Here is a 14818-nt window from a genome sequence, read left to right on the forward strand (position 1 = left end):
CTGAACGCCGAAGGGTGGGGCGAATTTTTTCTCGTTTTGTAGAAAAGCGCTCTTGGGCCGTGGGTCTGGCTCAGTATCGGGCGCACTGGGCTGACGCCCGAACCCGCGCGGCAGGCGGGCTCAGGGGCGCTCGACGATGTCGAGCAGGTGCAGACCGACATGCATCAACAATCTGTCGGACCCGGAGTCGAGGTCCATTCCGGAGGCGACACGAATTTGCTCGAGCCGGTAGTACAGCGATGTTCTATGCATGTGCAACGCCGTCGCTGTCCGTGAGATCGAACCACCGTGGTCCAGAAAACTCCTCAGGGTGTGCACGAGCTTGCCGCTGGCGTCGGCTGCTATCAGGGCTCGAAGTGGCTGCGGGACCGCGGTCCATACCAATGACGTCTCGGGCAGGTCGAGGAGAACCGCATCGACCCCGAGATCATCCCAGAACACAATCGGACCCGTGATGGTGGCGAGGCGCGTAGCTGCCTTGATTGCAACGTCAGCGCGGTGCTTTGCTACCGATGTGTTCGACAAGCCGCCCGTGGTGGTTCCGATTCCGATCCACGCTCGATCCGATGCGTCGCCCAGCAGGCGATGGAGTTCGGTCTTGATCTGCTGCGCCTGCCGTTCGAGGTCGTCCCTGTTCATCGGCCGACTCGTCACCTGTAGCAGTAGTGCACGGTCGTCGGCGATGTAGATGCGCGCGTTCTTGGACCGCATCCTCGTCACGGTGTCGATCGAGATCCTCAGTGCGATATCGAGGGGCGTCTCCGAGTCTTCCGATCGATCGGCCGCGACCACGGTCACAGCGATACTGTCCAGTGCCGGTAGGTCTCTGCTCTCGTCGAAGAAGATGAGTGCGCTCTGTCGCGCCTGCGCGTCGCCGGACACAAGGTCCCGCAACGCATTTCGTCTCTCCAGTTGTCGGGGGTCCGAGGCGAGGGAGTCTGCGTACATCTGAGTGGCGATGTCGCGACTGGCCTTGTCGATGTGGTCGATCTCTGCGGTGGTCAGCGACCGGTCTGCATCGATGACCATCAGGAGGCCGATCAACATCCCCGACCCGTACAACGGCACGCACAGCCGTGACTCGAGGCCGAGTTCTTCGCTGCCTTCGAGGATGTGCGGTCCGTGCCACCGTGCGGCACCTTGGCCGAGGACGAACCGCCCGATCTCATCGCCGGCATCTCGGTCCAGCATTGCTCGGACCCGAACTTTGTCCTCGTCGCCGAAATGGCGGCTCGAACAGATCAGTCGTACGGCGGGATCGTCGATCACGACCGAACGACCCAACGCCTCGCCGAGTTCGTCGACCATCGACAGGACCTCGGCACCGGCAATGACGGAACTCGACATACGACGCATCCTGCCAGGCCGTTTCTACATAACGTGAATTAGTGAACTCAACATCGCGACGCTGTGCCGTGTTGCGTGGCTCACTTCGTCTCGATACTCGAACCTACAAGGCGGCTTCCCTTCATTGGTCGGCCGAAACCAGGCATACCCAACATCGTCGGATGGGCTGGCACCGAGTTCGGCGCGAAGCCCATCACCCACGCAAACATACGAATCCGGTGGACATGGTCAGCGACGACGCTGGAACTACTGGTGATCGAGGAGCGAGAAGCACATGAGTAACAGACTTGCGGGGAAGGTGGCCATCGTCTTCGGTGCCGGCTCGAGTGGAGCGACACTCAGCAACGGCCGCGCAGCCGCGCTGGCGTTTGCGCGCGAAGGTGCCGTGGTGGCCGCGATCGACCGTAACGCGGCCGAGGCGGAGCTCACGGCCAAGGAAATCGTCGGGGAAGGCGGAACGGCCCTGGCATTCACCGCCGATGTCACCGACGAAGACCAGGTGCGCACCGCGATCGCTGCGTCGACCGACAGTCTCGGGCCACCGACGATCCTGCACAACAACGTCGGGGCTGCAGAAGTTGGTGATATCACCGACCTCGACCTCGCATCGTGGGATGCGGCGATGCGAGTGAACCTGACCGGTGTGTTCCTCGCCTGCAAACACACCATTCCCCTGATGCTGGAGGCCGGATCAGGGTCGATCATCAACGTCTCGTCGCTGGCCGCTATCCGCTATACCGGGTACAACTACCCCAGCTACATGGCCTCCAAAGGAGCCGTCGACCAACTCACCGTTTCCGTTGCTCTCGAATACGCCTCTCGTGGGATTCGAGCCAACGCTATCTTGCCTGGTCTGATCAACACACCGCTAGTATCTCGACAGCTCGTGACCGGCGACGAGAACCGAACTGCCCGAGAAATGGCGGCCCGTGACGCTGCCAGCCCCACGGGCAGAATGGGTACGCCGTGGGACGTCGCCAATGCCGCAGTATTTCTCGCTTCCGACGACGCCGCCTACATCAACGGCGTCTGCCTTCCTGTCGATGGCGGATTGGCAGTCAGGTCTCTGTGATAACCGAACAATAGCCGTGAAGCTGCTCTGGCGGCCTTCGACGCTATCTCCGAGGTCAACACGACGCAGTGTCGATGGCGCGGAGCGTGTGATGAAAGCAGCGTTGGGATCCGGCCAGAGCGTCCGCACGGTTGCATATGAGGCCTGAGGAGATTTCGCTCGACCGGGTCAGAGCAGTCACAGCCGGCAGAGGGTCTTTCCGCTGGTTCGTCCGTTGAGTAGATCGACCAACGCGGTGGAGGCAAGCTCGAGGCCGTCGTAGACGGATTCCTCGTAGATCATGGTCCCGTCGGCCAGTCGGCTTCCGACGGTGGATCGCATTCTGTCGTAGAGGTGCCCGAACGATCCGGCTCGAAATCCCCGTATCGACAAACTCTTGGCCGTGATCTGAAAGAGGTTCGACGGCAGCGTGTTCGAAGTCTCGTAGGTGGAGATGGCCCCGCACATCGCGACGCGTCCCTCGGGTCGAAGTGCGTTCAGGGCAGCTGTGAAGTGGGATCCGCCGACGTTGTCGAAGTATGCGTCGATCCCTTGCGGCGCTGCCTGTGCGAGCAGGCTGTCCATGTCGCCGTCGTGGTAATCGAACGATCGGGAAGCTCCGAGGGCATCGACCAGGTGATCGGCCTTGAGTCTGCTGCCTGCGGACGCGATCACCGTGCACCCGTGGTGGCCAGCGAGTTGGGTAGCGATACTGCCGACTGCTCCTGCGGCGGCCGAAATCCAGACAACATCGGACGGTCGAATGTCCAATACCTCGAAGAGACCGACATACGCTGTGAGGCCAGAACTTCCCAGGGGCCCTAGAAACCACTGATGTGGCCAGTCACCGGCATCGATCTTGGTGAGGGTGCCAGCGCCGCCCAATCCACCGGCGGTAGCAGAGACCGTCGCATAGTCGCGGTAGCCGTACATGTGCGACACCAGATCTCCCGGCTGAAAATTCTCGTGCCGTGACTCGACAACGGTGCCGAGTGCCAACCCCACCAACGCCTCTCCGACAGAGAGCGGTGGTAGGTACCCGGACGGTGCCGATTCACCCAGTCTGAGTCGAATCGACGGATCGACCGAAAGCCACGTATTTCTTACCAGCACATCGCCATCGAGCAGCGGAGCGAGCGGGATTTCCTGCAGTTCCAGATGCATCGTCGCCAACTTCCCGCTCGGGCGGGCGGCGAGGCACAGCGTTCGGCTGAGCATGGGCGGGTGCCGTCCCTTCGAGTCGGGGTTCAGGAGAACTTGCTTTCCCATTCCTGTTGGAACTGCGAGACCTTCTCGGGCGTCAGCGAATCCGAATCGGGCAGCGAAATGTCCTGAGCCGACCCGACCGAGTTCTCGACATCGGGCAGTGCGCTGCCGTACCCCTTCGACAGGGCGCGTTGCCCCTCGGCCGACACCATGAAGTCGGCCAGCACTTGCGCGGCGTTGGGATGCGGAGCCGACGACAGCACGTGGGAGTAGTACGGCGCGCCCCACGCCGGATCGGGAAGTATCCAGTCGACGGGTGCGCCGGCGTCCTTCTCTCGGACCAGTGGGGGAACCATCGGCGATGCGGCGATCTCGCCCGAGCTCAATGCCTGCGCCACGGCCAACGTGCCCGGGTACACCCGCGGTTCCTGAGCGGCGAGCTTGTCCAGAAAGCCGCCACCGGTCCAGTTCTCGTCGAAGAACCGATACTCGTCGACGACGGCGGCGAACCCAGCAGGATTCACGACGCCCAGCCGGCCTTTCAACGCCGGATCCAACAGATCCTCCGGGGACGACAGCCCGGCAGGAACGGCATCGGTGTTCCACCCGAGTGCAAATATTGCTGCGCTCGTGAGGAAGAACGTGTCGTTCAGCATGCTCGTCGACCGAGCGTACGCCGGATCGTCGAAGGCCGGCCCGACCACCGGCGTCGAGTAGGTACCAGATTCGGACGCATTCGTGATCCATGCGGCATCGGTCGACATGTGTACGTCGGCAGTTCCACGGCCGGTGCGGGCTTCGGTCTCCACGCGCGGGTTGAGCTCGACGTCACTGCCCCGCGTGAACTCGAGATCGATGTCGGGATACTTCGACTCGAAGGCGGTCTCGAGTAGCGCGAGGTTCTCGGGATGCTGACTGGAGTACAGGTACACGGTTCCTTCCTCGTCGGCCGCGGCCACGACGTCGTCCCACGTGCCCTGCACCGGTGCGGATCCGGCTTCCTGCGAGGATTGCCCGCACGCCGCAGCAACGACAGTCACCGCGGCGATTCCGATGGACATCATCGAACGACGAAGTACGTTCACAGCATTCTCTTTTCGTTCAGGACGCGAGTGTATGGACGCGCTCTCCGCGCATTGCTCTGTTTACCAACGACTCCGGCGGCTCGAAGTGAGCCCCGTACTTCGATGCCAATTCTCGAGCCCGGTCGACGAAACCGGTCAGCCCGCCGTCGTATTGGTCGATGTACTGGATCACGCCCCCGGTCCACGGTGGGAAGCCGATGCCCAGCAAGGACCCGATGTTCGCGTCGGCCACGCTCGTCAAGACACCTTCGTCGAGGCACTTGACCGCCTCGATCGCCTCGGCGAACAGCATCCGTTCCTGCATGTCCACGAACGGAATTCGGGTCGAGCCCGAGTCGAAAGACGTACGCACGCCCGGCCAGATGCCGGTTCTCGTACCCGACTCGTCGTAGCTGTAGAAACCGCCGCCGCCGGCACGCCCGGGGCGGTCGAGTTCACCGACCATCCTGTCCATCACCGCGTCCGAGCCGTGTCGACGAGGCGGCTTGCCTTCGCTCTCCAACGCGCGTTCGTTCTCCTTGCGGATCTTCTGCGACAGCGACAAGGTCACCTGGTCCATCAATTGCAGCGGTGGGACGGGGTAACCGGCTTGTGCGCCCGCCTGTTCGACGAAGACCGGGTTGACACCCTCACCGACCGCGGCCATCGCTTCGTCGAGGAACGCGCCGATCACTCTCGATGTGAAGAAGCCCCGACTGTCGTTGACGACGATGGGCGTCTTACCGATCTGGAACACGAAGTCGACGACCTTCGCCACGGTCGAGTCGGAAGTCTCCCGCCCACGGACGATTTCGACCAGGGGCATCTTGTCGGCGGGGGAGAAGAAGTGGATTCCGATGAAACTCTCGGGTCGGCTCACCCCGTCGGCCAAGATGGAAATCGGAAGCTGGGAGGTGTTCGAGCCGAGGACGGTATCGGCGGGAACGATACCGTCGAGCTCTCGAAATACCTGATTCTTGACGTCCACGGACTCGAATGCGGCTTCGATCACGAGATCGACTGCGGCGCAATCGGTCGCGTCCGCGGTCGGCCGGATCCGGTCGAGCAGTGCCGCCGACCTCGCAGCCGTCGTCGAGCCCCGCTCGACAGCTTTCGCTTCGAGTTTCTCGGCGTAGAGTTTTCCACGATCGGCGGCGTCCCGGTCGAGGTCTTTCAGTACCACCTCGATGCCGGCCTTGGCGCACACGTAGGCGATCGCGGCACCCATCATTCCGGCCCCCATCACCGCCACACTCCGGGCGGTGAACTCGTCGTGGCCGTCCGGGCGCGACGTGCCGCGCCGGATGGTCTGCATGTCGAAGAAGAACGCCCGAATCATGTTCTGCGCGACTCGATCGGTCATCAGAGAGACGAAGTAGCGGGTCTCGATTCGGTCTGCAGTGTCCACGTCCACGGTGGCGCACTCCGCTGCGGCGGCGAGGATAGCCCTCGGTGCAGGAGCGGGCGCACCCTTGAGCTGCTTACGAAGCAATGCCGTTGCAGCAAGGAGATTCTGAGCGACGGCCGGGTCGGTGGGCCCGCCGCCGGGGATCTCGAAACCCTTGACGTCCCAGGGCTGCACGGCCGACGGGTTCTCGGCAATCCATGCCTTCGCTGCCGGAACCAACTCGTCGACACTGTAGACCCCAGCGTCGATCAGACCGAGCTTCATCGCGTCGGACACCGAATGCTGCTGGCCCTTGGTCAACACCTTCGCCAGGGCGGCATCGATTCCCATCAGTCGGACTGTTCGGACTATCCCACCGCCACCGGGCAACAGTCCGAGCGTGGCCTCGGGGAGACCGATTCGGGTGCCCGGCAGGTCGGCTGCGATGCGGTGATGGGTGTGCAACGCAATCTCGAAGCCGCCGCCGAGGGCTGCGCCGTTGATCGCGGCCACCACCGGACGACCGAGGGTTTCGAGCCGTCGCAGCACACCCTTGATTCCGTCGATCCGCTCGGTCAAGGTGCGCGCAACGTCCCGCTGGTCGACATCGCCCGGGTCCGCCGTCATGTCGTCGAGGTCGCCACCCGCGAAGAACGACTTCTTGGCCGAGGTGATCACGACACCGGCAATGTCGTCCTTCTCGGCTTCGAGCCGCTCGACCGTAGCGGCCATGGACGCGATGTAGGTATCGTTCATCGTGTTCGCGCTCTTGCCCGCGTCGTCCATCGTGAGTACGACGACGCCGTCGGCACCGCGTTCCCACCCGATCATGTTCTCGCTCATGTTCTCTCGATTTCTGTGTGTCGACGACGGGCGGTTCAGAGGCGTTCGATGACGGTGGCAACGCCCATTCCGCCACCGATGCAGAGGGTGATCAGGCCGTACCGGCCGCCGATTCGTTCCAGTTCGTCCAGCACGGTGCCCACCAGAATCGCGCCGGTAGCGCCGAGCGGATGGCCCATAGCGATAACTCCGCCGTTGACATTGGTCTTCTCGTGCGGGATATCGAGGTCCTTCATCCACTTGAGCACGACGGACGCGAACGCCTCGTTCAGCTCGAACACGTCGATGTCGTCCACGGTCAAGCCCGCTCGCTCGAGCACCGCGACGGTGGCCGGGGTCGGCCCGGTGAGCATGATCGTCGGTTCGCTGCCGACCTGCGCCGTGGCCACGATGCGACCGCGCGGAACCAGGCCCGCGCGGGCACCGGCCGCTGCACTGCCGATGAGAACCAGCGCGGCACCGTCCACGATGCCCGACGAATTACCGCCGGTGTGAACATGATCGATGCGTTCGACGTCGACGTACTTCTGCAGCGCAACGTCGTCGAAACCTGCAGCCTTTCCCAACGCGGCGAAGGCCGGCTTCAACTTGCCCAGGCTGCCGGTGGTGGTTCCCGGTCGGCGGTGCTCGTCGTGGTCCAGCAAGGTGACGCCGTTGAAGTCCTCGACCGGGACAACGGACTTCTTGAAATAGCCTGCACTCCAGGCTGCCTCGGCGCGTCGCTGGGACTCCGCCGCGTAGGTGTCGACGTCGTCACGAGAGAACCCCTCGACTGTCGCGATCAGGTCGGCACCGATTCCCTGCGGAACGATGTAGAGGTCGTACGCGGTGGCCGGGTCGGTGAACAAGGCGCCGCCGTCGCTGCCCATCGGCACCCGAGACATGGACTCGACGCCGCCGGCGATCACCAGATCATCCCAGCCGGAAGCGACCTTCTGTGCTGCCAGGTTGGTCGCTTCGAGTCCGGACGCACAGAAACGGTTGATCTGGGTACCGGGGACCGATTCCGGTAGACCCGCCACCAAAGCGGCTGCGCGAGAGATGACTGCACCCTGTTCTCCGACCGGTGAGACAACGCCGAGGATGACGTCGTCGATGTCGGATGGGTCCATATCCGGGAATCGGCCGCGGAGTTCCGTGATCAAGCCCGCGACGAGGTCCACCGGCTTGGTGCCGTGCAGAGAGCCGTTGCGCCCCTTGCCTCTAGGAGTACGAATGGCTTCGAAAATCAATGCGTGCTCTGACATCTCGCTCTTTTCTCTGTTTCGCGAGCCGATCGGCTCCTAGTCGAACGCCAATTCCGGCGTGCGGGCGATGAGCAACCGTCGGACGTGCCCGTTGTCGTCGAGTTGGGCCGAGGCGTTGAACGACGCCTCGAAGGCTCCGTCGCGGGTGGTCCGTCCCAGCACCATCTCGGTGCCGTCGACCGAGGCACCGCGATCGAGATGATGAATCAGGGTGCTCTTCTCGCGTTGCTGGAGGTAGGCGACGAGCCCGTCGCGGTCGCCCACGAACTCGGCTGCCTCGCCGTGTCCCTTGGAAAACTGCACGGACATACGGAAGTCCGCCGAGATCATGGTCAGGACCCGATCCGGGTCGTCGGAATCCATGTATTCGAACCAGCGGAGCAGAGTGGGGGTCGGGTGCGTGTCGGAGTTCATCGGCCCTCTCCTGCATCGGTGACCAGTAGGTCGAATTCGGTGTCGAACGAGACCTGGTAGCGGTCGATCAGACCGTCCGGGCGAACATGCATGGTTCCGACGAAGTAGCCCGTGGTCCGGTCGCCTTCGGTCACTGCACCGTGTGCGAACTGCAGGTCCTGGTCGACGGCAGATCGGAGGACTCGGTGCTTGCGGTCGACGGGGGGTCTGCCGGACAGGTATTCGAGCATGGCGGCTCGTCCGGTCTTTCGACTCGTCCCGCTCGGCAGGACCATCGAATATTCGACATCCTCGGACAGCATCGCCACCGCGTCGTCCAGGTGCCCAGCATCCAAGGTGGCGTAGTACTCGACAATCTTCAGTGACATGAAGTGAACTTAGTTCAGGTAAACCCTGTTTGTCGAGGGTTCGAGCGGATATGGTTCGAGAAGAAACTGAATTCAACTCGAGTGGAGCGACATGTCATCATCTCACCGCGACGCACAAGCCCCCTGGCCTCGTTCGGAGCCGTCGGCGCTGACGCCCGGCAGTGAACAGGCCGAAATACGCGAGGCCATCCGCGGAGTCCTCGCCAAGTACTCCACGATCGAGCAGGTGCGGGCCTCTGCGGACTCTGCCCATGGCTACTCGGTCGAACTGTGGAAACGGTTGGTCGACGACATGTCGGTGACCGCCATGGCTGTTCCGGAGGAGTCGGGTGGACTCGGCTTCGGGATGGTCGAGCTCGGCATCATTCTGGAGGAATGTGGCCGCGCTCTGGTTGTCGAACCCGTCTATCAGCATGCGGCCGTCGGCGTTCGCGCCATGATGGAGGCGGGCGACCCGGATCTGCTCGACGACGTCCTGGCCGCCACCACTATTGCGGCGGTGAGCGCGCTGTCCGCCGAGTCCGACGATGTCGAGGCCGAGCGGACCGGCGACGGCTGGGTCCTGAGTGGTCAGGTTCGCTATGTCGTGGGAGGCGGCGCGGCGGATGTCCTGGTCGTCAGCGCCCGCTGTTCGGACGGTGTTGCGCTCTTCGGTGTACCGGCGAAAAGTTCGTCTGCACTGCATGATCGACGCGTCGTCGACTCCACCAGGCGACAAGAGGACATGGCGTTCGATCGCGCCCCCGCGACGCTCTTGGTGCCGGCGGATCGAGCCGGAGACGCGAGTGCGCGGATACAGGACGTGGCCACGCTGGCGCTCGCGTGCGAGAACACCGGTCTCGCGGATGCCTTGCTGCAGATGACGCTCGAGCACGTCAAGACGCGTCAACAGTTCGGTCGCCCCATCGGCTCGTTCCAAGCAATCAAGCACCGCCTGGCCGACATGTTGATCGAACTCGAGCGGGCCCGATCGGCGGCCCGTTATGCCGCTGCTGTCCACGACGAAGATCCCGACGGGGCCCGGCTGGCGATTGCCGTCGCGGGTGCCGTGTGCAGTGATGCCGCGGTGCACGCGGCCTACGAGGCCGTGCAATTGCACGGGGGAGTCGGGTTCACGTGGGAGCACGCTGCGCACAGCTATTTCCGCCGAGTTCTCGGAAACGAAGCGTTGCAGGGTGATTCGCGTGCGCACCGGGCGCGGATCGCCGACTTGCTCGCTGTGTAGACCGAAAGCCTGCGTCGCAGGTGATCGGCTATTGACGCCATCGCCTCGATGATCAATACTGAAGTGAATCCAGTTCAACTTGCTCTCTCGAAAGGCTGTCACATGATCGACACCGACCACATTCTGTTGGAGAAGGACGGCGACGTCGCTCGCGTCTGGCTCAACCGCCCGCACAAGAAGAACGCTGTGACGGTAGAGCTGCTGCATCGTCTGGACGAGATCATCGTCGAGGTGGACAACGATCCGAACCTCAAGGTTCTCGTGCTCCGCGGAGTCAACAACACCTTCTGCTCGGGCTTCGACCTCGACGAATTGCTGTCGGACTTCATAGGCACCACCACCGCCATGGACGTCGCAGTCCTGTCGGCGAAGGTGTGCGATCGTCTGTACTCCATGAACACCCCCTCCGTTGCGGTGCTCGAGGGTTACGTCACCGCCGGTGGATTCGAGTTGATGATCTCGTGCGACTTCGCTATCGCGGCCGACGATGCAAGAATCGGCGACTTCCACATCCGACGTGCATTGTTCGGTGGTGCCGGCCCCATCTACCGCCTGCCCCGCATGATCGGCATCCGGAAGACCAAGGAACTCATGCTCACCGGCAAGCTGCTCTCGGGCACCGAGGCCGTCGACTTCGACCTGATCAATGCGTCCGCGCCGGCCGAGGACCTCGACAAGACCGTCGACGAGTTCATCGGGAACCTCACTGACAAGAGCCCGTTCATGATGAAGCTGACCAAGATGTGCATCGACCGCGGCCTGGATGCGGACATCCAGTCGCTCATGGTCATGGAGCACCTCGCGGTCGGCAATGCTCTCCAGTCCGAGGACGGCAAGGAAGGCGTCACCGCATTCCTCGAGAAGCGTGAGCCCAAGTGGGTCGGGCGCTGACCCGCACCGATTCCGCGTTCTGATCGAACAGTCCGAAAGGCAGCATCATGGAGCAGACAACGGCCGTCGCGCTCGAGGGCAGCAAGTGCACTGTGTGCAGTACCGTGGCGTTCCCCGCGAGTGCGATGTGCAGCAGGTGTGCCACGCCCACGGCGGAGAACATCACGTTGAGCACGCTGGGCACCGTGTGGGCCTACACGGTTCAGCGTTTCGCGCCCAAGTCTCCTCCCTACGTGCCGCCGGTCGGCGGATTCGTTCCCTTCGCAGTCGGCTACGTGGAACTGCCCGAGGGCATCAAGATCGAAGCGATACTCGATGGTGAGAGCTTCGACGAACTGGATGGGGCACCGGTGCGTCTGACATCCACCGCACCGGTGCCTCGATTCGCGGTCGACACGGTCGGCACGCAACCGGAACCGACAGGAATCAGCCAGTGACACAGAATGTTTCGATCATCGGTGCCGGACTGTCCAAGTTCGGACGGCAACCTGGAGTGTCGGGCCGTCAGATGGCCGTCACCGCGATCGACAACGCATTGCGCGATGCCGATCTGTCCTGGCCGGACGTACAGGTAGCGTTCGGTGGCAGTGACGGCTCGGGTCTCGCCGATACCCTCGTCGCCGAACTCGGCTTCACCGGCATCCCGTTCACGAACGTCAAGAACGGTTGCGCAACAGGCGGAAGCGCGCTGTTCTCGGCCGTCAATGCCGTGCGGTCGGGCTCCGCGGACGTCGCTCTCGCAGTCGGTTTCGACAAACATCCGCGTGGAGCATTCGACCCACGGCCGGCGGAGTGGGGACTGCCCGACGGGTACGGCGAGGCCGGTTTGATGGTGACCACCCAGTTCTTCGGTGCCAAGATCTCCCGTTACATGCGTCAGCACGACATCTCGAGTCGGACGCTGGCCCTGGTCGCCGAAAAGGCTTACCGCAACGGCGTTCTCAATCCCAACGCTTGGCGTCGGGAGGCCATGGACGCCGCGTCGATCGCCGAAGCCGACATGGTCAACGATCCACTGACTCGATACATGTTCTGCTCACCCGGTGAGGGAGCGGCCGCAATCGTCGTCGCCGGCGAGGACTACGTCGCGCGAGCCACCGGTCGGCCGATCAAGATTGCCGCTATCACCCACCGGACCCGCCGATTCGGGTCCTTCGAGGTCTTCAGCCCCTCCGTTCAGGGCGACGGCGAACCCACCAGTGTCAGCGCCGACGCAGCACGTGCGGCCTTCGAGCAGGCCGGTATCGCTCCAGGTGACGTCGACGTCGCGCAGCTGCAGGACACCGAGAGCGGTGCCGAAATCATGCACATGGCCGAATGCGGTTTCTGTGAGCCCGGTGAGCAAGAAGCCATGATCGCGGCCGGAGAAACCGACATCGGCGGGCGCCTGCCGATCAACACCGACGGCGGTTGCATCGCGAACGGAGAACCCATCGGAGCCTCCGGTCTGCGCCAGGTGCACGAGATCGTCACTCAGCTACGTGGCGAAGCCGGCGAACGCCAAGTGCCGGGCGATCCGCGTGTCGGCTTCACCCACGTGTACGGCGCGCCGGGCATCAGTGCCTGCACCGTGTTGACGGTCTGACCCGAGACGAACCAGAGGTAATGCAGTGACACAACGAACGATTCCGGACATCGCCGAGTTCGGCGAGCAGGCGACCGCGTGGCTGACAACCGTGGCCGCGCCGCGCACCGACTCCGTGTGGGGCGACGGGCCGGATACGGTCGCTGTCTTCGAGAATTGGACCGCAGAGGAAGAGCAGGCGCACACCGACGAGATCGCCGCGTACGAGCAGGCGAAGTTCGACGCGGGGTGGGGCGCGTTGAATTCCCCGGTCGAGTACGGTGGCCGCGACCTACCGCTGTCGTACGTACTCGCCTTCCGGCGAGTCGAGGACACGTTCGACGTCCCCAAGAGGACCGAGATGTTCTCTGTCACTCAACAGTTGGTTGCGCCCACCATTGCGCAGTGGGGAACCGAGGAGCAGCGGGTCAGGTTCGTCCGCGCCATGCTTCGGGCCGACGTCATCGCATGTCAGTTGTTCTCCGAGACCGAAGCCGGATCCGATCTGGCTGCGGTCCGGACGCGCGCAACCCAGGCCGAGGACGGCTCGTGGACGATCGACGGGCACAAGGTGTGGACGTCGGGGGCGCGGGTCGCACACTACGGAGTCGCTTTGTGCCGCACCGACTCCACCGTCGCCAAGCACGCCGGTCTGACCATGTTCCTGATCCCGATGGACGCGCCGGGGGTCGACGTACGTCCCATTCGCCAGATGACGGGGGGCAGCTCCTTCAACGAGGTGTACCTCGACGGGGTGCACCTGAGCGACGACCTTCGGCTGGGCCCGGTCGGGAAGGGTTGGCAGGTTGCCCTGACAGTGCTTGCGGCCGAACGCCTCGACGGCGGAAACCTCGGCCTGGCGAACGCGGATCGTGCTGTGGCCCTTGCCCAGAACCTCGGCCGCGAGCTGACCGAGATCGAGCGCGACGCCGTAGCCGATCTGGTGACGCGTAGTTTCGTGCAGCGAATCGGCAACATGAGAGTGGCCGGTGCCGTCATCGCGGGCAACGATCCAGGTCCGGAAGCGTCACTGGGAAAGCTGCTGGCCACCGACACGATGGCCAGGACCTCCGAAGTCGCGCGCTTGCTGCTCGGGCGTGAACTGACGTCCGACTCGGGAGGGTGGGGCACGTTCGCGTGGTCCGAGCATCTACTCGGAGCCCCGGGCTATCGAATTGCCGGTGGTACCGACGAGATTCAGCACAACATCATCGCCGAGCGCGTGCTCGGTCTGCCGAGAGAGCCACGACCATGACCGAATCCTCCCTGCGCACACGCGTGTCCGCCGCGCTGGACGCCGAGCTCGGCGTCACCGTGAGCACATTCGAACCGCTCCTCGGTGGCCATTCCGGATTGACCTATCGGGTGGGAACGTCCGGCGGCGACTTCGTCGTCAAGGCGGTCCCCGAAGGGCAGCGCTCGGTCGGGCGGCACGACATGCTCCGGCAGGCTTCGATTCTGCGCGCGTTGGCGGATACAGCGGTGCCGGTACCGGCAATAGTGGCGGTCGACGAGCAGGAACCGGCGTGGTTCGCCATGGAGCTCGTCGTCGGCGAGTCGCTCGAACCGGTGCTCGACGACCCCGAGGTGGAACCGAGTATCGCGGCCGCTCGGATGCGGCGCGCGGCGGAGGTATTGCCGTCGTTGCACGCAGTCCCGCTCGAGACCATCCCGAACGCAGGCGACATCCTCTCGCCGGCAGACGAATTGGACCGGTGGTCCAAGACGCTCGCTGCGGTTCCGGTGGAACTGGTCGAGGGTGCCGACGAGTTGGTTCGACTTCTCCGTCGAGACATTCCGGAAGCGATCACACCGACACTCGTCCACGGGGACTACCGGCTGGGAAACATCATCTCCGACGGTCTCGAGCCGGCGGCTCTGATCGACTGGGAAATCTGGAGCGCAGGTGATCCACGCGTCGAACTGGGGTGGTTCCTGGTCTTCGCCGACGGCACCAACTTTCCCGGGGTCGGCCGAGACGTGCCCGGTCTGCCCAGTAGCGAAGAACTGATCTCCTGCTACACCGCGAGCGGTCCGGCGCTGCCGGACATGACGTGGTTCGACGCCCTCGGACGACTGAAGATGGCGGCGATCATGGGTCACAATCTGCGTCGGCACCGCGAAGGTCGCCACATCGACCCCGATCAGGAAAAGCTGCCGGCGACCATCCGCAGGTTGATCGACACCGGCACCGCATTGCTCGCGCGCTGA

The 14818-nt window shown here is 63.7% G+C and carries 14 protein-coding genes; 7 read left to right on the forward strand and 7 right to left on the reverse strand.

The annotated features are described in order from the left end of the window. Positions 1-120 precede the first annotated feature (120 nt). Complete coding sequence (locus ACQR3T_RS18460; RefSeq protein WP_428694440.1) at positions 121-1347, reverse strand: PucR family transcriptional regulator; 1227 nt, start codon at positions 1345-1347, stop codon at positions 121-123. A gap of 274 nt (positions 1348-1621) precedes the next feature. On the opposite strand from ACQR3T_RS18460, the gene ACQR3T_RS18465 reads away from it, so the two are divergent. Continuing rightward, positions 1622-2419 (forward strand): SDR family NAD(P)-dependent oxidoreductase, encoded by a 798-nt coding sequence (locus ACQR3T_RS18465; protein WP_428694441.1) that lies wholly within the window; start codon positions 1622-1624, stop codon positions 2417-2419. A gap of 177 nt (positions 2420-2596) precedes the next feature. On the opposite strand, the gene ACQR3T_RS18470 is transcribed toward ACQR3T_RS18465, so the two are convergent. From ACQR3T_RS18470 to ACQR3T_RS18495, 6 genes are read right to left on the reverse strand one after another with little or no spacing between them, the layout of a single operon-like run. Continuing rightward, the gene (locus ACQR3T_RS18470; RefSeq protein ID WP_428694442.1) at positions 2597-3616 is read right to left on the reverse strand and encodes an NADP-dependent oxidoreductase; all 1020 of its coding nucleotides are present in this window, start codon (positions 3614-3616) and stop codon (positions 2597-2599) included. Positions 3617-3645: 29 nt separating this feature from the next. Beyond that, on the reverse strand, positions 3646-4668 hold the full coding sequence (locus ACQR3T_RS18475) for an ABC transporter substrate-binding protein (protein WP_428694713.1): 1023 nt from the start codon (positions 4666-4668) through the stop codon (positions 3646-3648). 37 nt (positions 4669-4705) lie between these two features. After that, positions 4706-6898: a 3-hydroxyacyl-CoA dehydrogenase NAD-binding domain-containing protein gene (locus ACQR3T_RS18480; RefSeq protein ID WP_428694443.1), complete on the reverse strand. Its 2193-nt coding sequence runs from the start codon at positions 6896-6898 to the stop codon at positions 4706-4708. 35 nt (positions 6899-6933) lie between these two features. Beyond that, positions 6934-8145, reverse strand: a complete 1212-nt coding sequence (locus ACQR3T_RS18485) for an acetyl-CoA C-acetyltransferase (protein WP_428694444.1) — start codon at positions 8143-8145, stop codon at positions 6934-6936. A 36-nt stretch (positions 8146-8181) separates the two neighbouring features. Continuing rightward, entirely contained in the window at positions 8182-8559 is a 378-nt protein-coding gene (locus tag ACQR3T_RS18490; protein WP_032379296.1) for a hypothetical protein, read from the reverse strand. Continuing rightward, on the reverse strand, positions 8556-8927 hold the full coding sequence (locus ACQR3T_RS18495) for a nuclear transport factor 2 family protein (protein WP_032379295.1): 372 nt from the start codon (positions 8925-8927) through the stop codon (positions 8556-8558). The genes ACQR3T_RS18490 and ACQR3T_RS18495 overlap by 4 nt, the downstream gene beginning before the upstream one ends. 91 nt (positions 8928-9018) lie before the next feature. Between ACQR3T_RS18495 and ACQR3T_RS18500 the strand changes: the two genes are divergently transcribed. The 6 genes from ACQR3T_RS18500 to ACQR3T_RS18525 all read left to right on the forward strand — a co-directional run bounded on the left by ACQR3T_RS18500 (position 9019) and on the right by ACQR3T_RS18525 (position 14818). Beyond that, positions 9019-10152 carry an acyl-CoA dehydrogenase family protein gene (locus ACQR3T_RS18500; protein ID WP_428694445.1) on the forward strand — a complete coding sequence of 378 codons (1134 nt, stop codon included), beginning with the start codon at positions 9019-9021 and terminating at the stop codon, positions 10150-10152. Between the two features lie 102 nt (positions 10153-10254). Further along, positions 10255-11043: an enoyl-CoA hydratase/isomerase family protein gene (locus ACQR3T_RS18505; RefSeq protein WP_032366859.1), complete on the forward strand. Its 789-nt coding sequence runs from the start codon at positions 10255-10257 to the stop codon at positions 11041-11043. A 47-nt stretch (positions 11044-11090) separates the two neighbouring features. After that, on the forward strand, positions 11091-11480 hold the full coding sequence (locus tag ACQR3T_RS18510; RefSeq protein WP_428694446.1) for a Zn-ribbon domain-containing OB-fold protein: 390 nt from the start codon (positions 11091-11093) through the stop codon (positions 11478-11480). After that, positions 11477-12628, forward strand: coding sequence for a thiolase family protein (locus ACQR3T_RS18515; protein ID WP_428694447.1), 1152 nt, complete (start codon positions 11477-11479; stop codon positions 12626-12628). Before ACQR3T_RS18510 ends, ACQR3T_RS18515 begins: the two co-directional genes overlap by 4 nt. A gap of 25 nt (positions 12629-12653) precedes the next feature. Next, positions 12654-13862 carry an acyl-CoA dehydrogenase family protein gene (locus ACQR3T_RS18520; RefSeq protein WP_428694448.1) on the forward strand — a complete coding sequence of 403 codons (1209 nt, stop codon included), beginning with the start codon at positions 12654-12656 and terminating at the stop codon, positions 13860-13862. After that, positions 13859-14818 carry a phosphotransferase family protein gene (locus ACQR3T_RS18525; RefSeq protein WP_428694449.1) on the forward strand — a complete coding sequence of 320 codons (960 nt, stop codon included), beginning with the start codon at positions 13859-13861 and terminating at the stop codon, positions 14816-14818. Before ACQR3T_RS18520 ends, ACQR3T_RS18525 begins: the two co-directional genes overlap by 4 nt.

Origin of the sequence: Rhodococcus sp. IEGM1428 (assembly GCF_050321865.1) — a bacterium.
Taxonomy (GTDB): Bacteria; Actinomycetota; Actinomycetes; order Mycobacteriales; family Mycobacteriaceae; genus Rhodococcoides.

Bases quoted from the DNA above. Each gene is read 5' to 3' on its own strand.
- ACQR3T_RS18460 (WP_428694440.1), bottom strand. From the start codon at position 1,347: ATGTCGAGTTCCGTCATTGCCGGTGCCGAGGTCCTGTCGATGGTCGAC.
- ACQR3T_RS18465 (WP_428694441.1), top strand. From the start codon at position 1,622: ATGAGTAACAGACTTGCGGGGAAGGTGGCCATCGTCTTCGGTGCCGGC.
- ACQR3T_RS18470 (WP_428694442.1), bottom strand. From the start codon at position 3,616: ATGCTCAGCCGAACGCTGTGCCTCGCCGCCCGCCCGAGCGGGAAGTTG.
- ACQR3T_RS18475 (WP_428694713.1), bottom strand. From the start codon at position 4,668: ATGATGTCCATCGGAATCGCCGCGGTGACTGTCGTTGCTGCGGCGTGC.
- ACQR3T_RS18480 (WP_428694443.1), bottom strand. From the start codon at position 6,898: ATGAGCGAGAACATGATCGGGTGGGAACGCGGTGCCGACGGCGTCGTC.
- ACQR3T_RS18485 (WP_428694444.1), bottom strand. From the start codon at position 8,145: ATGTCAGAGCACGCATTGATTTTCGAAGCCATTCGTACTCCTAGAGGC.
- ACQR3T_RS18490 (WP_032379296.1), bottom strand. From the start codon at position 8,559: ATGAACTCCGACACGCACCCGACCCCCACTCTGCTCCGCTGGTTCGAA.
- ACQR3T_RS18495 (WP_032379295.1), bottom strand. From the start codon at position 8,927: ATGTCACTGAAGATTGTCGAGTACTACGCCACCTTGGATGCTGGGCAC.
- ACQR3T_RS18500 (WP_428694445.1), top strand. From the start codon at position 9,019: ATGTCATCATCTCACCGCGACGCACAAGCCCCCTGGCCTCGTTCGGAG.
- ACQR3T_RS18505 (WP_032366859.1), top strand. From the start codon at position 10,255: ATGATCGACACCGACCACATTCTGTTGGAGAAGGACGGCGACGTCGCT.
- ACQR3T_RS18510 (WP_428694446.1), top strand. From the start codon at position 11,091: ATGGAGCAGACAACGGCCGTCGCGCTCGAGGGCAGCAAGTGCACTGTG.
- ACQR3T_RS18525 (WP_428694449.1), top strand. From the start codon at position 13,859: ATGACCGAATCCTCCCTGCGCACACGCGTGTCCGCCGCGCTGGACGCC.